This is a genomic window from Pseudomonas sp. R38(2017) (genome assembly GCF_002112395.1).
Taxonomy (GTDB): Bacteria; Pseudomonadota; Gammaproteobacteria; order Pseudomonadales; family Pseudomonadaceae; genus Aquipseudomonas.
Genome location: NZ_NEHN01000008.1, coordinates 127,500 through 148,808, shown reverse-complemented (window position 1 = coordinate 148,808; position 21,309 = coordinate 127,500). Strand labels below are relative to the sequence as shown.

Annotated in this window: 19 protein-coding genes and 1 pseudogene; 11 read left to right on the top strand and 9 right to left on the bottom strand. The window is 61.9% G+C overall.

Going from position 1 to position 21,309, the window contains the following annotated elements:
* Positions 1–10: 10 nt before the first annotated feature.
* Positions 11–466 carry an Lrp/AsnC family transcriptional regulator gene (locus CAF87_RS21040; protein ID WP_085732914.1) on the bottom strand — a complete coding sequence of 152 codons (456 nt, stop codon included), beginning with the start codon at positions 464–466 and terminating at the stop codon, positions 11–13.
* Between the two features lie 163 nt (positions 467–629).
* On the opposite strand from CAF87_RS21040, the gene yedA reads away from it, so the two are divergent.
* Complete coding sequence (yedA, locus tag CAF87_RS21035) at positions 630–1,568, top strand: drug/metabolite exporter YedA (RefSeq protein WP_085732912.1); 939 nt, start codon at positions 630–632, stop codon at positions 1,566–1,568.
* A 66-nt stretch (positions 1,569–1,634) separates the two neighbouring features.
* Complete coding sequence (locus tag CAF87_RS21030) at positions 1,635–2,975, top strand: DEAD/DEAH box helicase (protein WP_085732910.1); 1,341 nt, start codon at positions 1,635–1,637, stop codon at positions 2,973–2,975.
* A gap of 38 nt (positions 2,976–3,013) precedes the next feature.
* Here the strand turns inward: CAF87_RS21030 and CAF87_RS21025 are convergent, their stop codons facing one another.
* Positions 3,014–4,255 carry a TIGR03862 family flavoprotein gene (locus CAF87_RS21025; RefSeq protein ID WP_085732909.1) on the bottom strand — a complete coding sequence of 414 codons (1,242 nt, stop codon included), beginning with the start codon at positions 4,253–4,255 and terminating at the stop codon, positions 3,014–3,016.
* A gap of 175 nt (positions 4,256–4,430) precedes the next feature.
* The gene (locus CAF87_RS21020; protein ID WP_085732908.1) at positions 4,431–5,351 is read right to left on the bottom strand and encodes a histone deacetylase; all 921 of its coding nucleotides are present in this window, start codon (positions 5,349–5,351) and stop codon (positions 4,431–4,433) included.
* Positions 5,352–5,434: 83 nt separating this feature from the next.
* Between CAF87_RS21020 and CAF87_RS21015 the strand changes: the two are divergent.
* The 3 genes and pseudogenes from CAF87_RS21015 (at position 5,435) to CAF87_RS21005 (ending at position 7,567) form a co-directional block, all read left to right on the top strand.
* Positions 5,435–6,002, top strand: a pseudogene (locus CAF87_RS21015) (GNAT family N-acetyltransferase).
* 105 nt (positions 6,003–6,107) lie between these two features.
* Positions 6,108–6,977 (top strand): acyl-CoA thioesterase II, encoded by an 870-nt coding sequence (tesB, locus tag CAF87_RS21010; protein ID WP_085712241.1) that lies wholly within the window; start codon positions 6,108–6,110, stop codon positions 6,975–6,977.
* Entirely contained in the window at positions 6,974–7,567 is a 594-nt protein-coding gene (locus CAF87_RS21005; protein WP_085732906.1) for an HAD family hydrolase, read from the top strand. The genes tesB and CAF87_RS21005 overlap by 4 nt, the downstream gene beginning before the upstream one ends.
* A gap of 28 nt (positions 7,568–7,595) precedes the next feature.
* Here the strand turns inward: CAF87_RS21005 and CAF87_RS21000 are convergent, their stop codons facing one another.
* The 4 genes from CAF87_RS21000 to CAF87_RS20985 all read right to left on the bottom strand — a co-directional run bounded on the left by CAF87_RS21000 (position 7,596) and on the right by CAF87_RS20985 (position 12,190).
* Entirely contained in the window at positions 7,596–8,549 is a 954-nt protein-coding gene (locus CAF87_RS21000; RefSeq protein WP_085732904.1) for a hypothetical protein, read from the bottom strand.
* Positions 8,550–9,434 (bottom strand): neutral zinc metallopeptidase, encoded by an 885-nt coding sequence (locus CAF87_RS20995; RefSeq protein ID WP_085732902.1) that lies wholly within the window; start codon positions 9,432–9,434, stop codon positions 8,550–8,552. It lies immediately after the preceding gene.
* Between the two features lie 202 nt (positions 9,435–9,636).
* Positions 9,637–10,470 (bottom strand): aldo/keto reductase, encoded by an 834-nt coding sequence (locus tag CAF87_RS20990; RefSeq protein WP_085732901.1) that lies wholly within the window; start codon positions 10,468–10,470, stop codon positions 9,637–9,639.
* A complete protein-coding gene (locus tag CAF87_RS20985; protein WP_085732900.1) occupies positions 10,454–12,190 on the bottom strand; it encodes an FAD-dependent oxidoreductase in 1,737 nt (578 codons plus the stop codon). The genes CAF87_RS20990 and CAF87_RS20985 overlap by 17 nt, the downstream gene beginning before the upstream one ends.
* Before the next feature lie 177 nt (positions 12,191–12,367).
* On the opposite strand from CAF87_RS20985, the gene CAF87_RS20980 reads away from it, so the two are divergent.
* The 4 genes from CAF87_RS20980 (at position 12,368) to CAF87_RS20965 (ending at position 16,085) form a co-directional block, all read left to right on the top strand.
* Positions 12,368–13,144, top strand: a complete 777-nt coding sequence (locus CAF87_RS20980) for an IclR family transcriptional regulator (protein ID WP_085732899.1) — start codon at positions 12,368–12,370, stop codon at positions 13,142–13,144.
* Between the two features lie 116 nt (positions 13,145–13,260).
* Positions 13,261–14,322 carry a Gfo/Idh/MocA family protein gene (locus CAF87_RS20975; protein ID WP_085732897.1) on the top strand — a complete coding sequence of 354 codons (1,062 nt, stop codon included), beginning with the start codon at positions 13,261–13,263 and terminating at the stop codon, positions 14,320–14,322.
* A 2-nt stretch (positions 14,323–14,324) separates the two neighbouring features.
* Positions 14,325–15,140 carry a sugar phosphate isomerase/epimerase gene (locus CAF87_RS20970; RefSeq protein ID WP_085732895.1) on the top strand — a complete coding sequence of 272 codons (816 nt, stop codon included), beginning with the start codon at positions 14,325–14,327 and terminating at the stop codon, positions 15,138–15,140.
* Between the two features lie 66 nt (positions 15,141–15,206).
* On the top strand, positions 15,207–16,085 hold the full coding sequence (locus CAF87_RS20965) for a DMT family transporter (RefSeq protein ID WP_085732893.1): 879 nt from the start codon (positions 15,207–15,209) through the stop codon (positions 16,083–16,085).
* A gap of 42 nt (positions 16,086–16,127) precedes the next feature.
* Here CAF87_RS20965 and CAF87_RS20960 read toward each other — a convergent pair whose 3' ends face one another.
* Entirely contained in the window at positions 16,128–17,465 is a 1,338-nt protein-coding gene (locus CAF87_RS20960; protein WP_085687864.1) for an MFS transporter, read from the bottom strand.
* 274 nt (positions 17,466–17,739) lie between these two features.
* Between CAF87_RS20960 and quiC the strand changes: the two genes are divergently transcribed.
* Positions 17,740–19,641, top strand: coding sequence for a 3-dehydroshikimate dehydratase QuiC (gene quiC / locus CAF87_RS20955; protein WP_085732891.1), 1,902 nt, complete (start codon positions 17,740–17,742; stop codon positions 19,639–19,641).
* Between the two features lie 102 nt (positions 19,642–19,743).
* Complete coding sequence (locus CAF87_RS20950) at positions 19,744–20,421, top strand: TetR family transcriptional regulator (protein ID WP_085732890.1); 678 nt, start codon at positions 19,744–19,746, stop codon at positions 20,419–20,421.
* A gap of 33 nt (positions 20,422–20,454) precedes the next feature.
* Here CAF87_RS20950 and CAF87_RS20945 read toward each other — a convergent pair whose 3' ends face one another.
* The gene (locus CAF87_RS20945) at positions 20,455–21,309 is read right to left on the bottom strand and encodes a shikimate dehydrogenase (RefSeq protein ID WP_085732889.1); all 855 of its coding nucleotides are present in this window, start codon (positions 21,307–21,309) and stop codon (positions 20,455–20,457) included.

The following is a 21,309-nucleotide window of genomic DNA, read 5'->3' as shown; positions in this document are numbered from 1 at the left end:
CACTATCGCCTCAGGATTTGCCGTTACCTTCGATATGCCCCAACGGCACCCGCTTCTCTATCGCACTCGACAACACGATCGACGTCTTGCTGAAGCCGAATTTCGCCACCTGGTTGATCAAGTCCTCCAGCTCCGGCATCGAACCCACCGCGGCCTTCATGATCACGCACGGATCGCCCGTCACTCGAAAGCACTCGGTCAGTTGCGGAATCTTCACCAGTTCGTCGTAGACCCTTTGACTGCCGTTCTGGTGGAGGCGCAATTCGATCACGCACTGGATCGGCAAGCCGATTTTCGACAGGTCGATGTTCGCCTGATACCCGGTGATTACTCCGGCCGCCTCGAGTTTGGCCACGCGTTCGGCGACGGCTGGGGCGGAGAGGTTCACTTTGCGGGCGAGGTCGGCGTAGGACGCGCGACCGTTTTCGAGCAGGGCGCCGAGCAGCATGCGGTCGTATTTGTCCAAGGTCGGACTCCTGAAAATGCCAGACTTTCGAAATGACGGTTTCAGCCGTCGATCTCCGTGTTTTCAAAAGTGTACCGGCGCTATAAACAGGTTTTGTAACTTATTTTTAGCGGTTGGCCTTTCTAGAATAACCAATCCCCTGAGTCTGACTTTCGAGCTGCCCATGTCTGCCTTGCGCCGTTTTTCCTTGCCGTTGATCGCTGCGTTTTTTGCGTTGTACGTGATTTGGGGATCGACCTATCTGGTGATCCGCATCGGTGTCGAATACTGGCCGCCGCTGATGCTCGGCGGCGTGCGCTTCGTGATTGCCGGCACTCTGATGTACGCCTTCCTGCGCTGGCGCGGGGCACCGGCGCCGACCTGGGCGCAGTGGAAAGCGGCGGGGATCATCGGGATTCTGTTGCTGAGTTTCGGTAACGGCGCGGTGACGCTGGCCGAGCATAGCGGCGTGGCATCGGGTGTTGCTGCACTGGCGGTGGCGACGGTGCCACTGTTCACTTTGCTCTGCGGTTATTTCTGGGGGGCGCGCAACACCCGTCTGGAATGGGCCGGGGTGGCGATGGGGATTATAGGCATCGCGATGCTCAACATGGGCTCCAACCTGCAATCGAGCCCGCTGGGCGCGGCGCTGCTGATTTTTGCCGCGGCGAGCTGGGCGTTCGGTTCGGTGTGGAGCAAACACCTGCCATTGCCCCAGGGCGCGATGGCCAGTGCCGTGGAAATGCTGGTGGGCGGCGTGGTGCTGCTGATCGGCAGCGCGGCCAGCGGCGAACACTTGCAAGCCATGCCGCCGCTGGAAGGCTGGCTGACGCTGGCTTACCTGATCTTCTTCGGCTCGATCATCGCCTTCAACGCCTATATGTATCTGTTGAAAAACGTTCGCCCGGCGGCGGCCACCAGTTATGCCTATGTGAACCCGGCGGTGGCGGTGTTGCTGGGGATCGTGTTTGTCGGCGAGACCATCGGCATCGAAGAGGCGCTGGCGATGCTGGTGATCATCGGCGCGGTGGTGCTGATCGGTCTGCCGCAGTGGCGGCGCCCACGGCAGCTGCCGGTGGTCAGCGAGCCGGCTGCCATAGCGACGGAGCAGCGTGCGAATTAGGGTAAACTGCGCGCCATCGCATACTCGTTTTGCACAATCTGCTCTGATTTTTCCTACGGTACTCCCATGACTTTCGCCACCCTTGGCCTGATCGAACCCTTGCTGCGCTCCCTCGAGAAGCTCGGCTACCAGACCCCGACGCCGGTGCAGGCGCAAGCCATTCCGGCCGTGCTGGCCGGTCGCGACCTGATGGCCGCGGCCCAGACCGGCACCGGCAAGACCGCCGGTTTCGCCTTGCCGCTGTTGCAACTGCTGGCGATGGAAGGGCCGAAGGTCACCGCCAACTCGGTGCGTGCGCTGATTCTGGTGCCGACCCGCGAGCTGGCCGAACAAGTCCATGAAGCCGTGCGCCAGTACGCTGAAAACCTGCCGTTGCGCACTTACGCGGTGTACGGCGGCGTCAGCATCAACCCGCAGATGATGAAGCTGCGTGGCGGCGTCGATCTGTTGGTCGCGACCCCGGGCCGTCTGCTCGACCTGTTCCGCCAGAACGCGCTGAAGTTCAGCCAGCTGCAAACCTTGGTGCTGGACGAAGCCGACCGCATGCTCGACCTGGGCTTTTCCGAGGAACTGGCGAACATTTACCGCGCGCTGCCGAAAAAACGTCAGACGCTGCTGTTCTCCGCGACCTTCTCCGATGACATCCGCCTGCTGGCCGGGCAGATGCTCAACGATCCGCTGAGCATCGAAGTCAGCCCGCGCAACGTGGCCGCCAATACCGTCAAGCAGTGGATTGTCACGGTGGACAAGAAGCGCAAGCCGGAACTGTTCGTGCACCTGATGCGCAAGAACAAGTGGAAGCAGGTGCTGGTGTTCGCCAAGACCCGCAACGGTGTGGATGCGCTGGTCGAGAAGCTCCAGGGCCTGGGCGTGAACGCCGACGGCATCCACGGCGACAAGCCGCAGGCGACCCGGCAGCGGGCGCTGGACCGTTTCAAACTGAGTGAGGTGCAGATTCTGGTGGCCACCGATGTGGCTGCTCGTGGTCTGGATATCGAAGACCTGCCATTGGTGGTCAACTTCGATCTGCCGATCGTTGCCGAGGATTACATTCACCGTATCGGCCGGACTGGCCGCGCGGGTTCGACCGGTGAGGCGATTTCGCTGGTGTGTGCGGATGAAGTGAACATGTTGTCGGCGATTGAAATGCTGACCCGCAGCACGTTGAAGCGTGAAATTGAGCCGGACTTCGTGCCGGAGCACCGCGTGCCGGACACCGATGCCAGTGGCCAGGTGATCAAGAAACCGAAGAAACCGAAAAAGCCGAAGGCTTCCGGTGGTGGCGGTGGCAAGCGCAATCTGGGCAAGTGGGTGGACAGCGGCGAGACTCAGGCGCCGGAGCCTTCGATCAAGCCTGTGCGCAAGGTACCGGTGTTCAATACCGGACCGCGCAAGCGTAAGCCTTAAGCGTCAGATCGGATCGTTCCCGCGCAATGCGGGAACGATCAATTGCGCTGTTTCAACCAGTCCAGCATTCCAGCTCCGGCCGCCCGGCCACTGGCAAAGCACGCCGTCAGCAAATACCCGCCAGTCGGCGCTTCCCAATCCAGCATTTCCCCCGCACAGAACACCCCCGGCAACGCCTTGAGCATCAGCCGCTCATCCATCGCCTCGAACGTCACGCCACCGGCACTGCTGATCGCTTCGTCCAGCGGACGGGGTTTCACCAAGGTCAGCGGCAAGGCCTTGATCGCCCGGGCCAGCAGCGCTGGATCGGCAAACGTTGCGGCGTCAGTGAGTTCTCGCAGTAACGCTGCTTTCACCCCATCAATTCCGACCTGACTGTGCAGATGCTTGGCCATCGAGCGTGAACCCCGTGGTTTGCTCAAAGCCGCGTGCAATTTATCCACAGGTCGGCCGGGCAGCAGGTCGATGTGAATGGTCGCGGCACCGTGCACATTGATCGCCTCACGAATCGGCGCCGACAGCGCATAAATCAGACTGCCCTCGATGCCGGTAGCGGTGATCACGCATTCACCCAAGCGCGGAATATCGTCGTTCAATCCGATGGCGATATTTTTCAGCGGCGCGCCGGCGAATTTGCTGACCATCACTTCGCTCCAGGCCTGCACCTCGAAGCCGCAATTGCTCGGCTGCAATGGCGCCAGTCCTACGCCGCGTTGCTCCAATGGCAGCATCCACGCGCCGTCGGAACCCAGCCGCGACCAGCTGCCGCCACCGAGGGCCAGCAGGGTGGCGTCGGGGTTGAGGGTTTTCTCGCCTTCCGGGCTGTCGATGCGCAATGCGCCGCTTTCATCCCAGCCGAGCCAGCGGTGGCGGGTGTGGATAACCACGCGGCTGTCGCGCAGGCGCTTGAGCCAGGCGCGCAGCAATGGAGCGGCCTTCATATCGGTGGGGAATACCCGGCCGGAGCTGCCGATGAAGGTTTCGATGCCCAGCTCGTGAATCCACCGGCACAGTGCGTCGGCATCGAAGGCGCGCAGCAGCGGGGCGATGTTCGGGGCGCGTTCGGCGTAGCGCGAGAGGAAGGCCGGCCAGGCTTCGGAGTGAGTGATGTTCATGCCGCCAACCCCGGCCAGCAGGAACTTGCGGCCCACCGAGGGCATGCCGTCGTACAGATCGACACGGACTCCGGCCTGGCTCAGCACTTCGGCGGCCATCAGGCCGGCGGGGCCACCGCCGATGATGGCGACGTGAGCGGGAAGGGCGGCGGAAGTCTGGGTCATGGCAGCGGCAATAGCGTGGCGGAATAAGCCGCGCATTCTAGCAGCAGCGGCTATCGTCAGGCCTGATCAAAAAACAACCAGCGCGCTGCAGGCCATGTTCAGCTTGGGCTGTAGTCCCTTTCGCTCAGGTTATCCACAGGCCGTTCCACAGCCATTGTGGGTAACGCAGCACAACTCAATGACAACCCGATGACTGCCAGACGCGCTGCGCACTGTGATGCAGGATGCCGTGGCGGCGGGCCAGGGCCTGGCGATCCTTGCTGTAGCCACCGCCGATCACGCCGACCACCGGGATGTCGCGGCCCAGGCAATGGCGTATGACGCTTTCATCGCGGGCGGCGACGCCGTCGTCGGTCAGTTGCAGGTAACCGAGGGCGTCGTCCTTGTGCACATCGACGCCGGCGTCGTACAGCACCAGATCCGGCTGATACAGCGGCAGCAGATAGTTGAGCGCATCGTCGACGACTTTCAGGTAATCGGCGTCGCCCATGCCGTTGGGCAGCGGAATGTCCCAGTCGCTTTCGGCCTTGCGTGCAGGAAAGTTCTTTTCGCAATGCAGGGAAACGGTGATCGCTTCCGGGGTGTTGTGCAGAATCCGTGCAGTCCCGTCGCCCTGATGCACGTCGCAATCGAAGATCAGCACCCGGTTCACCCGGCCGCTTTGCAACAGGTAGTGGCTGATGATCGCCAGGTCATTGAAGATACAGAAGCCGGCGGGGTAGTCGTAATGCGCGTGATGGGTGCCGCCGGCAAGGTGACAGGCCAGGCCATGTTCCAGCGCTTTTTCCGCTGCCAGAATCGAACCGCCGACGGCCCGCACCGTGCGCCGGGCCAGCGCTTCGTTCCACGGCAGGCCGAGGCGCCGCTGGTCTTCGCGGGACAACTCGCCACTCATGTAGCGTTCGATGTAGCTGCGATCATGGGCCAGGGCAAGGATATCGGCAGGGCACAGTTCAGGGCGCAGCAGGTCTTCATCGCGGGTCAGGCCGCTGTCCACCAGGTGATCGCGCAGCAGGCGGAACTTGTCCATGGGAAAGCGGTGATCCGCCGGAAACTCGGGGCTGTAGTCTTCGTGGTAGATCAACGGCAATGGCATGGCGGACTATTCATAAAGGCTGTAGGAAAGAGTGCAAAGCCTACCAGCGATGTAGACTGGCGGCATGGAAACGGAGGGGCACTATGGAGCCGATACTGCAGCTGGAAAGCGCGAGACTGCTGATGCGTCAGTGGCAGGACGCGGATTTGCCGGCATTTGCGGCGATGTGCGCCGATCCGCAGGTGATGCGCTATTTTCCCGCGCTGTTGAGCCGGCTGGAAAGTGCCGCAATGATCGGCCGTGTGCGCGGATTTCGCCGAACACGGCTTCGGCCTGTGGGCGCTGGAGCGCAAGGACACCGGCGAATTCATCGGTTTTACCGGGCTCGGCGTAGTCGGTTTCGAGGCGCCGTTCACCCCGGCGGTGGAAATCGGCTGGCGTCTGGCGAAGGAGCACTGGGGCCTGGGATATGCCAGCGAGGCGGCGTGGACCGCGCTGCGTTGCGGCTTTGACCGGTTGGCGCTGAAGGAGATCGTGGCGTTCACCGCGCAGAGCAATCTGCCGTCGGAAAAAGTCATGCAGGCCATCGGCATGCATCACGACCCGGCCCATGATTTCGATCATCCGAAACTGGCTGTCGATCACCCGTTGCGTCGACATCTGTTGTACCGAATCACCAGGGAGCAATGGCTGCAGACCCTGCATGGCTAAGCCGACACGGACGTTTACAATGGCGCGATCATGGCTCGCGCCAGAACCTGAATTTTCCGCCGCAGCCAAGACTGCGCGGCATAGCGTTGTGTGAGGAGAGTCTGAATGAGCCAAGTGTTGGAAGATCTGGTGGATCTGCTGACCCTCGAACCGATCGAGGAAAACCTGTTCCGTGGTCGCAGTCAGGATCTGGGCTTTCGCCAGTTGTTCGGCGGCCAGGTGCTCGGCCAGTCGCTGTCGGCGGCCAGTCAGACGGTTGAAGAAACGCGCCATGTGCATTCGATGCACGGTTATTTCCTGCGTCCGGGCGATGCCAAGTTGCCGGTGGTCTACTCGGTTGACCGCGTGCGCGACGGCGGCAGTTTCAGTACTCGCCGCGTGACCGCGATCCAGAAGGGCCACCCGATTTTCACTTGCAGCGCTTCGTTCCAGTACGACGAGGAAGGCTTCGAACACCAGAGCCAGATGCCGCAAGTGGTCGGCCCGGAAAACCTGCCGTCGGAGCTGGAACTGACCCAGCAACGCGCGCACCTGATCCCGGAACACATGCGTGAAAAGCTGCTGTGCCCGAAGCCGATCGAAGTGCGCCCGGTCACTGAAAAAGACCCGTACAACCCGCAACCGGCGGACCCGATCAAGTACGTGTGGTTTCGCGCCGACGGTGCGTTGGCCGACATTCCCGCATTGCACAAATACCTGCTGGCCTACGCCTCGGACTTCGGCCTGCTGACCACCTCGATGTTGCCTCACGGCAAATCGGTCTGGCAGAAAGACATGCAGGTCGCCAGCCTCGACCACGCCTTGTGGTTCCACAATGACCTGCGCGCCGATGACTGGTTGCTCTACGCCATGGACAGTCCGTGGGCCGGCAACTCCCGCGGATTTTCTCGTGGCAGCGTGTTCAACCGCGCCGGGCAACTCGTAGCGTCGGTGACCCAGGAAGGCCTGATCCGTCATCGCAAGGACTGGGCATGAGTCTGGCGGAGGTGCGGCACTGGGTGTTCGACATGGACGGCACCCTGACCGTGGCCGTGCATGATTTCGCGGCGATCCGCGTGGCGCTGGCGATCCCGCCGGAGGACGACATCCTCACCCACCTCGCAGCATTGCCTGCCGAAGAAGCGGCGGCGAAACATGCGTGGCTGCTGGAGCATGAGCGGGATCTCGCGCTCGGCTCGACCCCGGCAGCCGGTGCGGTGGAGCTGGTGCGCGATCTTCACGCGCGGGGTTATCGACTCGGCATCCTGACCCGTAATGCGCGGGAGCTGGCCCATGTGACGCTGGAGGCCATCGGCCTCGCGGACTGCTTCGCGGTGGAGGATGTGCTGGGCCGCGATGAAGCACCGCCGAAACCGCATCCGGGTGGCCTGCTGAAACTCGCCGAGGCCTGGCAAGTGCCGGCGAGCGAGATGGTGATGGTCGGCGATTACCGCTTCGACCTCGATTGCGGTCGGGCGGCGGGCACCCACACGGTGCTGGTGAACCTGCCGGATAATCCGTGGCCGGAGCTGACCGACTGGCATGCGAAGGATTGTGTGGAATTGCGGCGGATCTTGTTCGCTTGAAAAAAACGGGGGCTTCGGCCCCCGTTTTTTATTGGTCGAAGATTGCTTTCTGACCTTCCGGAGAGGTCAGCATGCCGTCGCCGTTATGCCCGACGCCGGGCACTTCCACCAGTCGCTGATTCACCCCTTCCGGATGCCGACGCAGCAAATAGCTGAAGAACATCTTCCCGCGCATCAGGCGATAGGCACCTTGCGCTTCGGCGGCGCAACTCTTGTCCAGCGCCGGGTGTTGCGGGTCGGTGTCCTGCTGGCCCAACAGATAAATCACCTCGCGTTTGACGTAACGGCCTTCAAGCTGTGCGGGCGTTTGTCCACCGGAGTAGATCGGCGGATCCACCAGACCGTACTTCCAGCGGTTGAATCCCGGACACTGCGCGTGATCGAACGCCACGGGCCGTTGTTCATTGAAATAAGCGTACGACGACGGGTTGGCCACCACGTAGCGCAAGCGAATGCCTTCAGCCTTGAGCGCCGGTTGTTCGCGGGCGAGCAGGGCATAGCGCTGCACCACCTGACCGCCGCCGGAGTGGCCGAAGATCACGATCTGCTTCACGTCCGGAAACTGCTTGCGATCACTCAGCCGCCCGACGATTTCGTCCAGTGCAGCGTAGGAACTCAGCGGATTCGGCCCTATGGATAATCCGCCGCCCATCCAGTCGTTGCCTTGCCAGCGCAGCACGCTGGCGGGTAACGAGTAGAGCGACACATCGCTTTCGTTGAGAAACTGCGGGGCGATCACCAGGGTGTTGGCGGTTTGTCCGGCCAGTTCGGCAGCGCTTTCGCCACTCTTGCGATAGGTCTCGGCGTTGCGCAGCTTGCCATGAATGACGATCAGCACCCGCTCGATTTTCGCCGGCGCCGGGCCGATACCCACCGCCATTTCGCCGGCCTGCAATTGCAGGCGCCCGGGGCTGATCGCGTCGACGCCGGCCGCTTGTGCGGTGCCGCCGATGAACAGTAAAGCCAACAGCCATTTATGCATTTACAGGTTTTTCGCCGTAAAGGTATCGCACTGGCCAACCTGGCCCTGGGCGAATCCGGTTTTGAACCAGCGCACCCTTTGCGCCGACGTACCGTGAGTAAACGAGTCCGGCACCACACGGCCCTGACCCTGTTGTTGCAGGCGATCATCACCGATGGCGTTTGCCGCGTTCAAGGCCTCTTCGATGTCGCCCGGCTCCAGCCAGTTCAGGCGCTTCTGCGCGTGGTAGGCCCAGACGCCCGCCAGGCAGTCGGCTTGCAGTTCCTGGCGCACCAGCAGACCGCCGTCGCCTTGCATCTGCCGACCTTGCTGGCGGGCGGCCTGAATTTTCGCCGAGACGCCGAGAAGCGTCTGCACATGGTGTCCGACTTCGTGAGCGATCACGTAGGCCTGTGCGAAGTCGCCCGCGGCCTTGAAGCGTTGGGCCATCTCCTGGAAGAACGCCATGTCCAGATAGACCTTCTGGTCTGCCGGGCAATAGAACGGGCCGGTGGCCGAGGTTGCCAGACCACAGGCAGAATTGACGCGGTTGCTGAACAGCACCAGGGTCGGATCCTTATATTGCCGGCCCGCCTGCTGGAAAATGGCGCCCCAGGTGTCTTCGGTGTCGCCGAGGATCGAGCGCACGAATTCGGCCTGTTCATCGTTGGCCGGAGGGGCGTGACGGGTTTGCGTAGAAGGGGCCGATTGCTCGGTCATCTGCCCGGTTAATTGTCCGAGTATCTGCAGCGGGTCCTGCCCGGTAATCCAGCCAATACCGACGATCAGCAGAATCGCCCCGAGGCTCAGGCCCTTGCCGCCACCGAAACGCATGCCACCACCGCCCATGTCATCGCCACGGGCATCGACGACGTTGTCACTGCGTCGGCCTTTTCTCCATAGCATGTGGGAATCCTCTATCTGATCGTGGTGATGAGTGTTGCTGGTGAGTGTTGCTGGTGAGTGAGTGTGGCGCCAGTCCGGTCGTCCGTCCATTCGCACACAAACCAACAGGCCCGACCTCGCGGGGCGAAGTCGGGCCTGTTATTGACGAGCATGAGCGTCGGGAATTCAATCCGGCGCCGGATTTCTTTTGCTGGGTCAGGGCTCAGCGGTCGAAGGCATCCCACACCGGCGCGAAGTCCGGACTCACCTGGCGCTCGCGTTTGGACAGTGTCGCAATCAACGCGCGGTCGTCATCATCAAGGCAAACGTTCAATGAGGCCAGGTTGGCCAGTTGATTGGTTTTGCTGCTGGCCTTGGGAATCGCCGCGACGCTGTCCTGATCCAGCAGCCACTTCAGCGCAACCTGAGTTGGCAGCACGCCGTGTTTTTCGGCGATCTGCTGAATCTGTGGAATCTCCGAGACTTTGTTACGCGCCAGCGGCGTGTAGGCCGTCAATGCCAGATCGTGTTGACGGGCGTAGTCGAGCAGCGCGTTTTGTCCGAGCAGGACGTGGTATTCGACCTGGATCGCTGACAGAGGAATGCCGTAGTCCTCGACGACTTTTCGCAGCAACGGTAGCGGAAAATTCGCCACGCCGATGTTGCGAGCCAGACCTTGCTCCTTGAACGAGGCGAGGGTCTCGAGAGTGCGCGGCAGGTCCCAATCCGTGGTCGGCCAATGGATCATGAACAGGTCGACGTACTCGCTGCGCAACGCTTTGAGGCTGCGGTCCAGCGAGTGGCGCATGGCATCCGGTTGCAGCTGGTCCCACCAGACTTTGGTGGTGACGTGGATCTGCTCGCGGGGTGTCGACGTATTCGCCAGCGCCTGTCCGACTGCGTCTTCGTTGTTGTAGGCGGCTGCCGTGTCGATGTGCCGGTAACCGACTTCCAGCGCTTGCTCCACGGCGCGGGTGCATTCCTCGCCAAGCATCGGCCAGGTGCCGAGGCCGAGTTTCGGCAGGTTCAGTCCTTGTCTGTTAACGATGTGCTGCATGGTCGATCTCCTGTTCGAATGCCGAAATGCCGGCAATGTGCCGGGCCGCGATGTAACCGAAAGTCAATGCCGGGCCGAGGTTGATCCCGCCTGCCGGGTAATGCCCGCCCATGATGCTGGCCATGTCACCACCTGCAGCGTAGAGCCCGGCGATGGGTCGGTCTTCGGCGTCGAGCACTTGCGCGTGCGGGTTGACCTTGAGCCCGGCGAAGGTGCCGAAGCAACCTGGCTGCACCTTTACGGCGAAGAACGGGCCATGTTCGAGGGGGGCCACGCACGGGTTGGGTTGTTGCTTCGGGTCTCCCTGTTTGCGGTTGTAAGGGGTCGAGCCGCGCCCGAACAGCGGGTCATCGCCGTGGCGGGCGTGGTGGTTGTAGTCATCGACGGTGGTGCGCAGGCCCTTTGGGTCGATACCGCAAGCCGTGGCCAGTTCCTCAAGGGTATTGCCGGTTTTCAGATAACCGCTGCGGATAAAACCTGACACCGGAACCGGAAACGGCCGGGACATGCCGAGCCCGTAGCGCCGTTGGAAAGCTCGGGTACAAATCAGCCAGGACGCGACCTCTTCGCCTTCGGGAGTTGCGGCGACCATGGCGCTGACGTAGTCGTAATAACCGTTGGCTTCGTTGACGAAGCGCTGGCCGCTGCGCAGCACGCCGATGATCCCCGGTTTGCCGCGCTCGATGATGTGTGGGAAATGGCCGATGCTGCCGTCTGAATGCGGCACTTGCGAGACGGGTGCCCACGCGACTGGCGAGACCACATCGGTGTTGACCCGGCCTCCGACGTTTTCACCCAGCCGCAGGCCATCGCCATTGACGGCCAACGGAGGCAGCGCCCAATGTTCATGACCGGTGGGCGTGCGAGGGAACAAAGCCCTGCGCCGTTCGATGTCGTTGGCGAACCCTCCAGCCGCGAGCACCACGGCTTTGCGTGCGTGGACATTGACCGGGCCTTTTGCGGTATTCACGCGAGCGCCGGTGATGCGTGAGTCGTCGCGCAGCAGCTCGGTCACCGGCGCTGACTCCCACAGCAGTACGCCGAGGTCTTCGGCGGATTTCGCCAGCCGCGCCACCAGCGCAACGCCGTTGACCAGTTGCATCGCCCGACCGTGCAGCGCCAGATCCAGAAGGTGGCGGGTGAAACGCCGGGTCACGTGCCAGGCCGCCGACAACGAGCGAGTCAGATTGAGAAAGGCCGACAGGTCCGCGCCGGCCATGATCGGCATGCCCATGAACGATGTTTCGCGCATGGTTGTACGAAGGCGCTTGAGCAGGCGCCCGACCTTTCGTCCGTCATAGGGAGCGGCAATGACCGAACGTCCGCCGGTTCCTGCACCTGGGGTTTCACCGTGGATGTCGGCGATGGCGTTGCCGTCGGCAAATTGCAGGGCGGTGTGTTGTTCGAAGAACGCCACCATGCGAGGGCCGGCCTCAAGGAAGGCGTCAATCATGGCTGGATCGTAGTGCTTGCCGAGTTCGTGGCGCAGATAGGTGCGCGGCAATTCCACGTCTTCCACGATCCCGGCGCGCCGGGCCAGTGGATTGCACGGCACCCACGCCCAGCCGCCGGACCAGGCGGTGGCGCCGCCGAACACCGGATCCTTTTCCACCACGATGACCTTCAAGCCATGCCAGGCAGCGGTGACGGCGGCCGACAAACCGGCGGCGCCGGAGCCGACCACCAGAACGTCACAGTCGATATCGGGAAGGGCAGGCATCAGGAAGGGCTCCAGCAATAAGTTATTTTTAGAATCAGGTTCCAGAAAATAACCAGTGCTGACGAAGTAGATCAACCGGCTGACGTGCAAACCGGGCGGTAATCGGACACAGGGTTCCAGATTTCGCATTCCTTGGCATGTCTTCTAGAATCGGTGGAATTTAACCGGGAGCTCATCATGGCCGGCAGTCAAATCGAACGGGTTTTCAGCGTGCTGGAAAGCCTCACCAGTGATCCGCGCGGGCTGCCGATGCAGACGTTGGCCGAGCAACTGGACATTCCGAAGAGCGCGACTCATCGCCTGCTCGCCGAACTGATCCGCCTGGGTTACGTGCGGCAGAACCCCGAGACACTGCGCTATCACCTGTCGACCAAACTGGTGGCGATGGGCTTCCAGTACCTGTCGAGCAGCGGTGCCGACATCGTGCAGCCGGTGCTCGATCGCCTGGCCGAGGAAACCGGTGAGTTGGTGCGCCTGGGGGTGATCGACGGCGAGCGCCAGACCTGGATTGCCAAGGCCCAGGGCGCCCGCACCGGCCTGCGCTACGACCCGGACATGGGCCGCGATGCGCCGCTGTTCTACACCGCCTCGGGCCATGCGTGGCTGGCGTGCATGAGCGACGCCGAGGCGTTGTCGCTGGTTGAGCGCCAAGGGGCGGAAGTGCCGGCGGATATCGGGCCCAACGCGCCGCGCTCCAATATTGAACTGCTCGAACGCCTGCGGGTGGCCCGAGAACAGGGCTATGCCTGCGTGGAAGAAAGCTCGGCGGTGGGCACTTCGGCAATCGCCGCCGTGGTCAAACATCCCGCCGATGGCCGGGTGATTGGCGTGCTCAGCATCGCCGGGCCAAGCGCACGGATGCCGGGGGCACGATTGCATGAGCTGGGGCCGCTGTTACTGACGTTTACCGAGGAGTTGTCGGCGGCCAGCCTGGCCTCGGAGCTGTTCGTTTAAGCAAAGCTGTGCGCTGTTCGCCCACTTTTCAGCCAGGTGGGTGTGAGAATATGGAACTGGGTTCTAAATTGTTTGTGGAGTGACTTTTCCCACAACAATTACAAGAGGATCGCACCTTGAACCCGTCCCTTCGAATCGCCCTGATCGGCGCCGGCAACATGGGCCAGCAGCATTACCGGCACCTGAAACATCTCACTGAGGCCACGTTGTGCGCCGTGGCCGATCCCGGCCCTCTTGCACCGGCCTTGGCGGCGGAGTGGGGTGTGGCGCATTTCGCCGATCACCGTCAGATGCTGGAGCAGAACCGGCCAGACGCAGTCATCGTCGCCAATCCGAATAATCAGCACGTCAGCACCGCGCTGGACTGCCTGGCCGCTGGCATTCCGGTATTGCTGGAAAAACCGGTGGGCGTAAACCTTGATGAAGCGCGGGAACTGGTGGCAGCGGTGAAGCGCAGTGGTGTGCCGGTGCTGGTCGGCCATCATCGGCGGCACAATCCGTTGATCGTGCGCGCCCATGAGCTGGTTAAGGGCGGGGCATTGGGACGGTTGACTCTGGTGACCGCGTTGTTCCAATTGCGCAAACCCGACCATTATTTTGAAACGGCGTGGCGGCGCGAAGAGGGCGCGGGCATGCTGCTGACCAATTTGATTCACGACCTCGATCTGCTGCGTCATTTGTGCGGTGAAGTGCGTTCGGTGCAGGCAATCACCGATCGTTCGGTGCGCGGGTTCGCCAATGAGGACAGCGCGGCGATCCTGCTGCAATTCGATGGCGGAGCGCTGGGCAGCCTGACCGGTTCCGATGCGGTGGCGGCGCCGTGGAGCTGGGAGTTGAACTCCGGGGAAAACCCGGTCTATCCGCGTCAGGCCGATCAGCCTTGTTACTTGCTGGCGGGAACGGCCGGGGCCTTGAGCCTTCCGCAACTCAAGTGCTGGCATTACAGCGCCGATCAGGTGGACGCCGGTTGGCATGAGCCGTTGCTGTCGGTCGATGAAACGTTCACGCCTGACGAAGCCGGGCGGTTGCAGTTGCAGCATTTCGTCCGCGTGGCGCGGCGGGAAGTCGAACCGCTGGTGAGTGCTGCCGACGCCGCCCGCACGCTGGCGCTGGTCGAGGCCATTCGTGACGCAGCGGCCAGCGGACGCACCACCGAACCTGCGCAGATGGAGGCCTGAACATGGGCGAGCGAATTTTGTCCCTGGCCAGCCTGACCGTGCTGGAGTTGTCGCCACCCGACATGGTCGAGGTGGCGGCGCGTGCCGGTTATAGCCATGTGGGTCTGCGTCTGGAGCCGGCGACGCCTGACGAATATCACTTCCCGCTGGTGGCCGATGCCGGCCTGCGTCACCAGACACTGGCGCGTTTGCGTGACACCGGCATCGGCGTGCTCGATGTGGAGATCCTGCGTTTGAAACCGCAGACGGTCGTCTCCGATTTCGAGAAACTGCTCAGCGTCGGTGCGGAATTCGGTGCCAGCGAGTTGCTGGTCGCCGGTAACGATCCCGACGAGCTGCGACTCACCGATCATTTCGCGGCACTGTGTGATTTGGCAGCGCCTTATGGCTTGCATCCGCATCTGGAGTTCATGCCCTGGACCGATGTGCGCAATCTTGAGCAGGCGGTGCGCATTGTCGATAACGCCGGGCGTGACAACGGTGCGGTACTCGTGGATGCGTTCCACTTTGACCGGTCGGGCTCGCGGCTGGAGGATCTGACCGACGTGCCGGCTGCGCAGTTGCGCTATGCACAGTTGTGCGATGTCGCCGGGCCGAGACCGACGGACATGGCCGAGATCTTGCGTCAGGCCCGCAACGAGCGACGGTTTCCCGGCGAGGGCGATTGTGATCTGCCCGGGTTGTTGCGCGGCCTGCCGGCTAACCTGCCATTGAGTCTGGAAATTCCTACGGTCAAATTGCTTGAGCAAGGCGTGAGTGGATTGCAGAGGGCGCAAATGGCAATCGACCGGACGCGGGAATTGTTGGCCCGGCTTTAAGTCTGCTTCAAGGGGTGAGGGCGTATGTGTCCTCACCACTGTTTATTTTTCATTCAGAGATAGCCAATGACTGTCAGCACTCCGCTTTCCGGTTTCAACCAGCCCTTCAAAGGGATCTTGCTGATTGTCGTGGCAACCTTCCTGTTCTCCAGTCACGACGCGCTGTCGAAATACCTCTCGGGTTTTTATCCGATCATCATGGTGGTATGGGCGCGCTATCTGGTACACACGCTGCTGATGGCGGGAATTTTCCTGCCGCAGTCCGGGCTGCGCGTACTGCGCACCAAACGTCCGTTGTGGCAGTTGGCGCGGGCGTTGTGCCTGCTGGGCACCAGCCTGTTTTTCACCACGGCACTGTTGTATATCCCGCTGGCCGAAGCCACGGCCGTCAATTTTCTCGCACCGGTGCTGGTCACGGCGCTGTCGGTGCCGTTGCTCAAGGAGCGGGTGACGCGGGGGCAGTGGATCGCGGTGATTTGCGGGTTCATCGGCGTCTTGATCATCGTTCATCCCGGCGGTGAACTGTTCACGCCGGCGGTGCTGTTGCCATTCTGTTCCGCACTGTTTTTCTGCTTCTATCAACTGCTCACCCGCAAACTCGCGGAAGTGGACAGCCCGACCACCAGCAACTTTTTTGCCGGGTTGTGCAACACGTTGGTGATGAGTGCACTGGTGCCGTTTTTCTGGCAGACGCCGAGCCTGAAGCATGGGTTGTTGATGCTGGCGCTGGGCAGCTGCGGAATGACCGCTCACCTGTTTTTGACCCAGGCGTTCCGCCATGCCGCCCCGGCCTTGCTGGCGCCGTTCGGCTATTGCCAGATTGTGTTTGCGGGGTTGTTGGGCTGGCTGCTGTTCAATCACACACCGACCCTGATGACGGTCATCGGGATCGCGGTGATCTGTTGCAGCGGACTGGCGGCAGCGTGGCAGCAGAGCCGGCGCTGAAGACGTGACCGGCCTGAAATCAGGCCGGCCGGTGCAGGAGGGTTACTCAGTGACGGTAGGAATCTTGCGCGGTGCCACGAAGTACATCCACGTCAGGGCAATGAAGTACATCGCCGGGATCAGGGTGAACAGCACGGTGTAGTTGTTGTTGGTGACGGTCAGGATGTGGCCGACGATCTGGGTCATGAACATCCCGCCGATTGCCGCGCACATGCCGCCGAAACCGAACACCGTGCTCATCATGTGCTTGGGCGTGTAGTCCATTACCAGGCTCCAGATGTTGGCGGTCCAGGCCTGGTGCGCGCCGATGGCCAGGGAGATGGCGGCCACTGCGATCCACAGGTTGGCGGAACCGGCGGCCATGACCACGCCGATGATGCAGCAGGCGAACAGGAACATCGACAGCAGCCGCGCCTTGATCGAGTTCATGCCGCGACCGATCAGGAACGAAGACAGAATCCCGCCACCCACGCTGCCGAAGTCAGCAGTGACGTAAATGATGATCAGCGGAATGCCCATCTGGGTGACGTTGATGCCCAGGTTGTATTGCTGATTGAGAAACGGCGGCAGCCAGTACAGGTAGAACCAGAACACCGGCGCGGTCAGCGCGTAGGCGAGGGCGAAGGCCCAGGTGCCGCGCATGCGCAGGATTCGCGAGAACGGCACGCGGGCCTGTTCCGGTTCGACTTCTTTCTGAATGTAGTCCAGCTCGGACTGCTTCACGCTCGGGTGATCTTCCGGATTGAAATACTTCAGGCCCCAGAACAGCAGCCAGATCCCGCCCAGTGCCGACATGCACAGGAACGCGGCCTGCCAGCCCCACACGTGAAGGATCAGCGGCAGCAGCATCGGGGTGAACATCGCGCCGACGTTGGTGCCGGCGTTGAAGATGCCGGTGGCCACGGCGCGCTCGCCGGCCGGGAACCACAGGCGCGTGGTCTTCACGCAGGCCGGGTAGTTGGCCGCTTCGGTCAGGCCGAGGATGAACCGGCAGACCATGAAGCCCACCGCCGAGGTTGCCAGACCATGGGCGCCGGTGGCCAGGCTCCAGAGCAGCACCGCGCAGAAGAACACGCGTTTGACGCCGACCCGGTCGATCAGCCGTCCTTGCAGCACGAAGCCGATCGCGTAGCCGACCTGAAACCAGAAGTTGATGTTGGCATAGTCCATCGCCGTCCAGCTCATTTCCTTGGCGAGGATCGGCTGCATGACGCCGAGGGCGGCGCGGTCGATGTAGTTCAGGGTGGTGGCGAAAAACACCAGCGCCAGCATGCCCCAACGGGTCTTGCCGACGGCCATGGCGCCGCGGATCTTGTCGCCGATGCCACCCGTGGCAGTGCTCATGGCCGGAGCCATGCGGGAAGTCTGTGAAGGAATCATGTGTTCCACCCGTTTTTGGATTTGTTATTTGGTGTGCTTGCTTTTTTGCACGCTGCGACCGGTGGTTAAGTTCCGGACTCAAGGTGAGACGGATGTTGGGCAGTGGGCGAAAAATCGTCAATTCGCCAAACCGGCATTGTGTTCGATAATCGCACGCAAAACTAACCGGGTAGTACAGTTTAAATTGCTCAATGAAAAACCGGGACCAATAATTCGCTCACTCTATAAAAGCGGCGCAATTTCCGTAGCCGACGTCTCCACCGGGAGTTGAAACATGCAGCGATCCATTGCCACCGTTTCCTTGAGCGGAACCCTGCCGGAAAAACTCGAAGCCATTGCCGCCGCCGGGTTCGACGGGGTGGAGATTTTCGAGAACGATCTTCTGTATTACGACGGCAGTCCCCGGGAAATCCGGCAGATGTGCGCCGACCTTGGAATCGCCATCACCCTGTTCCAGCCGTTCCGCGATTTTGAAGGCTGCCGCCGCGATCGTCTGGAGCGCAATCTGGAGCGGGCCGAGCGCAAGTTCGACCTGATGCAGGAACTGGGCACCGACCTGGTGCTGGTCTGCAGCAATGCCTCCCCCGACAGTATCGGCGATCAACAGATCCTCATCGACGACCTGCGTCTGCTGGCCGAGCGCGCCGGCGCCCGTGGCCTGCGCATCGGTTATGAAGCGCTGGCCTGGGGCCGTCACGTGAACACTTATCAACAGGTCTGGGACATCGTGCGTCAGGCCGATCATCCGGCCCTCGGCGTGTTGCTCGACAGCTTCCACACACTGTCGCTCAAGGGCGATCCGCGGGCGATTGCCGAGATTCCCGGCGACAAGATTTTCTTCGTGCAAATGGCCGACGCGCCGATCCTGGCGATGGACGTGCTGGAGTGGAGCCGGCACTTCCGCTGCTTCCCGGGACAGGGCGAATTCGATTTGCCGGGCTTCCTCGCGCCAATCATCCAGAGCGGCTACACCGGGCCGCTGTCGCTGGAAATCTTCAACGACGGCTTCCGCGCCGCGCCGCCTCGGGCCAATGCGGCCGACGGTCTGCGTTCGCTGCTGTACCTGGAGGAGAAAACCCGCCAGCGTCTGGAGCAGGAAATCCGTCCTGTGGATAACCGCGACATCCTCTTCGAAACGCCGAAGGCCAGCGAATACAACGGCATCGAGTTTCTTGAGTTCGCCGTGGATGAAAGCCTGGGCGCCAAGCTGTCGAACTGGCTGGAACGGCTGGGTTTCGTCAAGGCCGGCCAGCATCGCTCCAAGAGCGTCAGCCTGTTGCGTCAGGGCGATATCAACCTGATCCTCAACTCCGAACCCTATTCGTTCGGCCACAGCTTTTTCGAGGCTCACGGCCCTTCGCTGTGCGCCACTGCCGTGCGGGTCAAGGATAGCGCCAGTGCGCTGGCCCGTGCTGTCGCTTATAAAGGTCAGCCGTATCGCGGACTGGTCGGCCCCAACGAGCTGGAACTGGCGGCGGTGCGTGCGCCGGACGGCAGCCTGATTTATCTGGTGGATCAGGAGGCGGATGTCTACGGCACCGACTTCAACCTGCTGCCGGATGCAGTGGCGCGCGGCGGCCTCAAGCGCATCGATCACATGGCCATGGCGCTGCCTGCAGACAGCCTCGACAGTTGGGTGCTGTTCTACAAGAGCCTGCTGGATTTCGAGGCAGATGACGAAGTGGTGCTGCCGGATCCGTACGGGCTGGTGAAGAGTCGCGCGTTGCGCAGCCGCGACAGTTCGATCCGCCTGCCGCTGAACATTTCCGAGAACCGCAACACTGCGATCTCACACGCGCTGTCGAGTTATCGCGGCTCCGGGGTGCATCACATCGCCTTTGATTGCGACGATATCTTCGCCGAAGTCAGCCGGGCGAAAGAGGCGGGGGTGCCGCTGCTGGACATCCCGCTGAACTATTACGACGACCTCGCGGCGCGTTTCGATTTCGATGACGAATTCCTCAGCGAGCTGGCGTACTACAACGTGCTGTATGACCGCGACGCTCAGGGCGGCGAGTTGTTTCACGTCTATACCGAGCCGTTCGAAGGGCGCTTCTTCTTCGAGATCATCCAGCGCAAGAACGGTTATGCCGGTTACGGCGCGGCCAACGTTGCGGTGCGGTTGGCGGCGATGGCCAAATCACGCAGTGGCGCAGTTCGCCAGGCGAAGTTGTAGGAAATTCGTAAACGCGGGATTAAACCCGGGTCGCGCGGCTTCCTTCACTGTGCTGCGCGGCCCATAATCGCCAGCCTGTGCAGTGATGGCCGTGAGCCCGCAATGACAATGACTTCAGAACTTTCCGCAGCCCCCGTTTCATCAGCGGTAGAGCCGCGCAAGAGTCGCAAGAACAACCCGGAAAAAACCCGCGAGAACATCCTGCAGGAGGCGATCGTCGAGTTCGTCCAGCAGGGGCTGTCCGGTGCTCGCGTGGACGCGATCGCCGAGCGTATCCACACCTCCAAACGCATGATCTATTACTACTTCGGCAGCAAGGAGCAGTTGTATGTCGAGGTGCTGGAGAAGCTCTACGGCGATATCCGCAGCACTGAAAACCGTTTGCATCTGGCCGAGCTGCCGCCGGTGGAGGCGATCCGGCGCTTGGTGGAATTCACCTTCGATCACCACGACCGCAACGTCGATTTCGTGCGCATCGTCTGCATCGAAAACATCCACAACGCCGAGTACGTGAAGCGTTCCGATGCGATCAAGGCGATGAACAACACGATCCTCGATTCGCTGGGCGAGATCCTGGCGCGCGGCGCCGCTGAAGGTGTGTTCCGCGCCGGGCTCGACGCGCTGGATGTGCATCTGCTGATCAGTTCGTTCTGCTTCTATCGCGTATCGAACCGCCACACGTTCGGTGAGATCTTTCAGATCGACCTGCCGGACGAGACCATCAAGCAGCGTCATCGCGAAATGATTTGCGAGTCGGTGCTGCGTTACCTGCAGGCCTGATCGGTATCGAGGGGGCGTCGCCCCCTCACGGTTTTATCCATTCATGCTTTGAAAATGCGCCAGCATTCGTTGCGCATCCGGCGCCACACCGCTGAACAGTTCAAACGCCTTCACTGCCTGAAACACCGCCATGTTGCCACCATCCAGGGTTCGGCAACCCAGGGCGCGGGCGTTGCGCAGCAGTTCGGTTTCCAGCGGGAAATACACGATCTCCGCCACCCACAACTCGGGCCGCAGCAATGCCGCCGGCACGGGCATGCCGGGTAATTTGGCCATGCCCATCGGCGTGGTGTTTACCAGGCCGTCGGCCTGACTCAACGTGCTCGCCAGATCATGCCCGGCAACCGCCCGACCGGCACCAAAATGCTGGTTGAGGTTGTCGGCCAGACATTCGGCGCGCTCCACGTCCACATCAAAAATGCTCAGTTGCTGTACGCCTTCGCTCAACAAGGCGTGGGCCACTGCCGCGCCTGCGCCACCAGCGCCCATCTGGACTACACGTTCGCGGGCGACGTCTGGCAGGCCGCGACGAAAACCTTCGGCGAAACCCAGGCAATCGGTGTTGTGGCCGACGCGTTTGCCGTCCTTCAGCACCACCGTGTTCACGGCACCGATGCCTCGGGCTTCCGGGGACAATTCATCGAGCAGCGGGATGATTGCCTGCTTGCAAGGGAAGGTGATGTTCAGCCCGGTGTAGTTCATCCGCTCGGCGGCCAGCAGCAGGTCGGGCAGGGCGTTGCTGTCCAGTTGCAATTGATCGAGATCGATCAAGCGGTACAGGTAACGCAGGCCCTGTTCGTCGCCTTCGTGCTCATGCATGGCCGGGGTGCGGGAGGCCTGAATGCCAGCGCCGATCAGTCCGGCGAGTATCACGTTGTTGCGATTCAT

Bases quoted from the DNA above. Each gene is read 5' to 3' on its own strand.
- CAF87_RS21025 (WP_085732909.1), bottom strand. From the start codon at position 4,255: ATGACCCAGACTTCCGCCGCCCTTCCCGCTCACGTCGCCATCATCGGC.
- yedA (WP_085732912.1), top strand. From the start codon at position 630: ATGTCTGCCTTGCGCCGTTTTTCCTTGCCGTTGATCGCTGCGTTTTTT.
- CAF87_RS21020 (WP_085732908.1), bottom strand. From the start codon at position 5,351: ATGCCATTGCCGTTGATCTACCACGAAGACTACAGCCCCGAGTTTCCG.
- CAF87_RS20995 (WP_085732902.1), bottom strand. From the start codon at position 9,434: ATGCTATGGAGAAAAGGCCGACGCAGTGACAACGTCGTCGATGCCCGT.
- CAF87_RS21005 (WP_085732906.1), top strand. From the start codon at position 6,974: ATGAGTCTGGCGGAGGTGCGGCACTGGGTGTTCGACATGGACGGCACC.
- CAF87_RS21000 (WP_085732904.1), bottom strand. From the start codon at position 8,549: ATGCATAAATGGCTGTTGGCTTTACTGTTCATCGGCGGCACCGCACAA.
- CAF87_RS20990 (WP_085732901.1), bottom strand. From the start codon at position 10,470: ATGCAGCACATCGTTAACAGACAAGGACTGAACCTGCCGAAACTCGGC.
- quiC (WP_085732891.1), top strand. From the start codon at position 17,740: ATGCAGCGATCCATTGCCACCGTTTCCTTGAGCGGAACCCTGCCGGAA.
- CAF87_RS20985 (WP_085732900.1), bottom strand. From the start codon at position 12,190: ATGCCTGCCCTTCCCGATATCGACTGTGACGTTCTGGTGGTCGGCTCC.
- CAF87_RS20950 (WP_085732890.1), top strand. From the start codon at position 19,744: ATGACAATGACTTCAGAACTTTCCGCAGCCCCCGTTTCATCAGCGGTA.
- CAF87_RS20960 (WP_085687864.1), bottom strand. From the start codon at position 17,465: ATGATTCCTTCACAGACTTCCCGCATGGCTCCGGCCATGAGCACTGCC.
- CAF87_RS20970 (WP_085732895.1), top strand. From the start codon at position 14,325: ATGGGCGAGCGAATTTTGTCCCTGGCCAGCCTGACCGTGCTGGAGTTG.
- CAF87_RS20980 (WP_085732899.1), top strand. From the start codon at position 12,368: ATGGCCGGCAGTCAAATCGAACGGGTTTTCAGCGTGCTGGAAAGCCTC.
- CAF87_RS21030 (WP_085732910.1), top strand. From the start codon at position 1,635: ATGACTTTCGCCACCCTTGGCCTGATCGAACCCTTGCTGCGCTCCCTC.
- CAF87_RS20945 (WP_085732889.1), bottom strand. From the start codon at position 21,309: ATGAATCGCAACAACGTGATACTCGCCGGACTGATCGGCGCTGGCATT.
- CAF87_RS20965 (WP_085732893.1), top strand. From the start codon at position 15,207: ATGACTGTCAGCACTCCGCTTTCCGGTTTCAACCAGCCCTTCAAAGGG.
- tesB (WP_085712241.1), top strand. From the start codon at position 6,108: ATGAGCCAAGTGTTGGAAGATCTGGTGGATCTGCTGACCCTCGAACCG.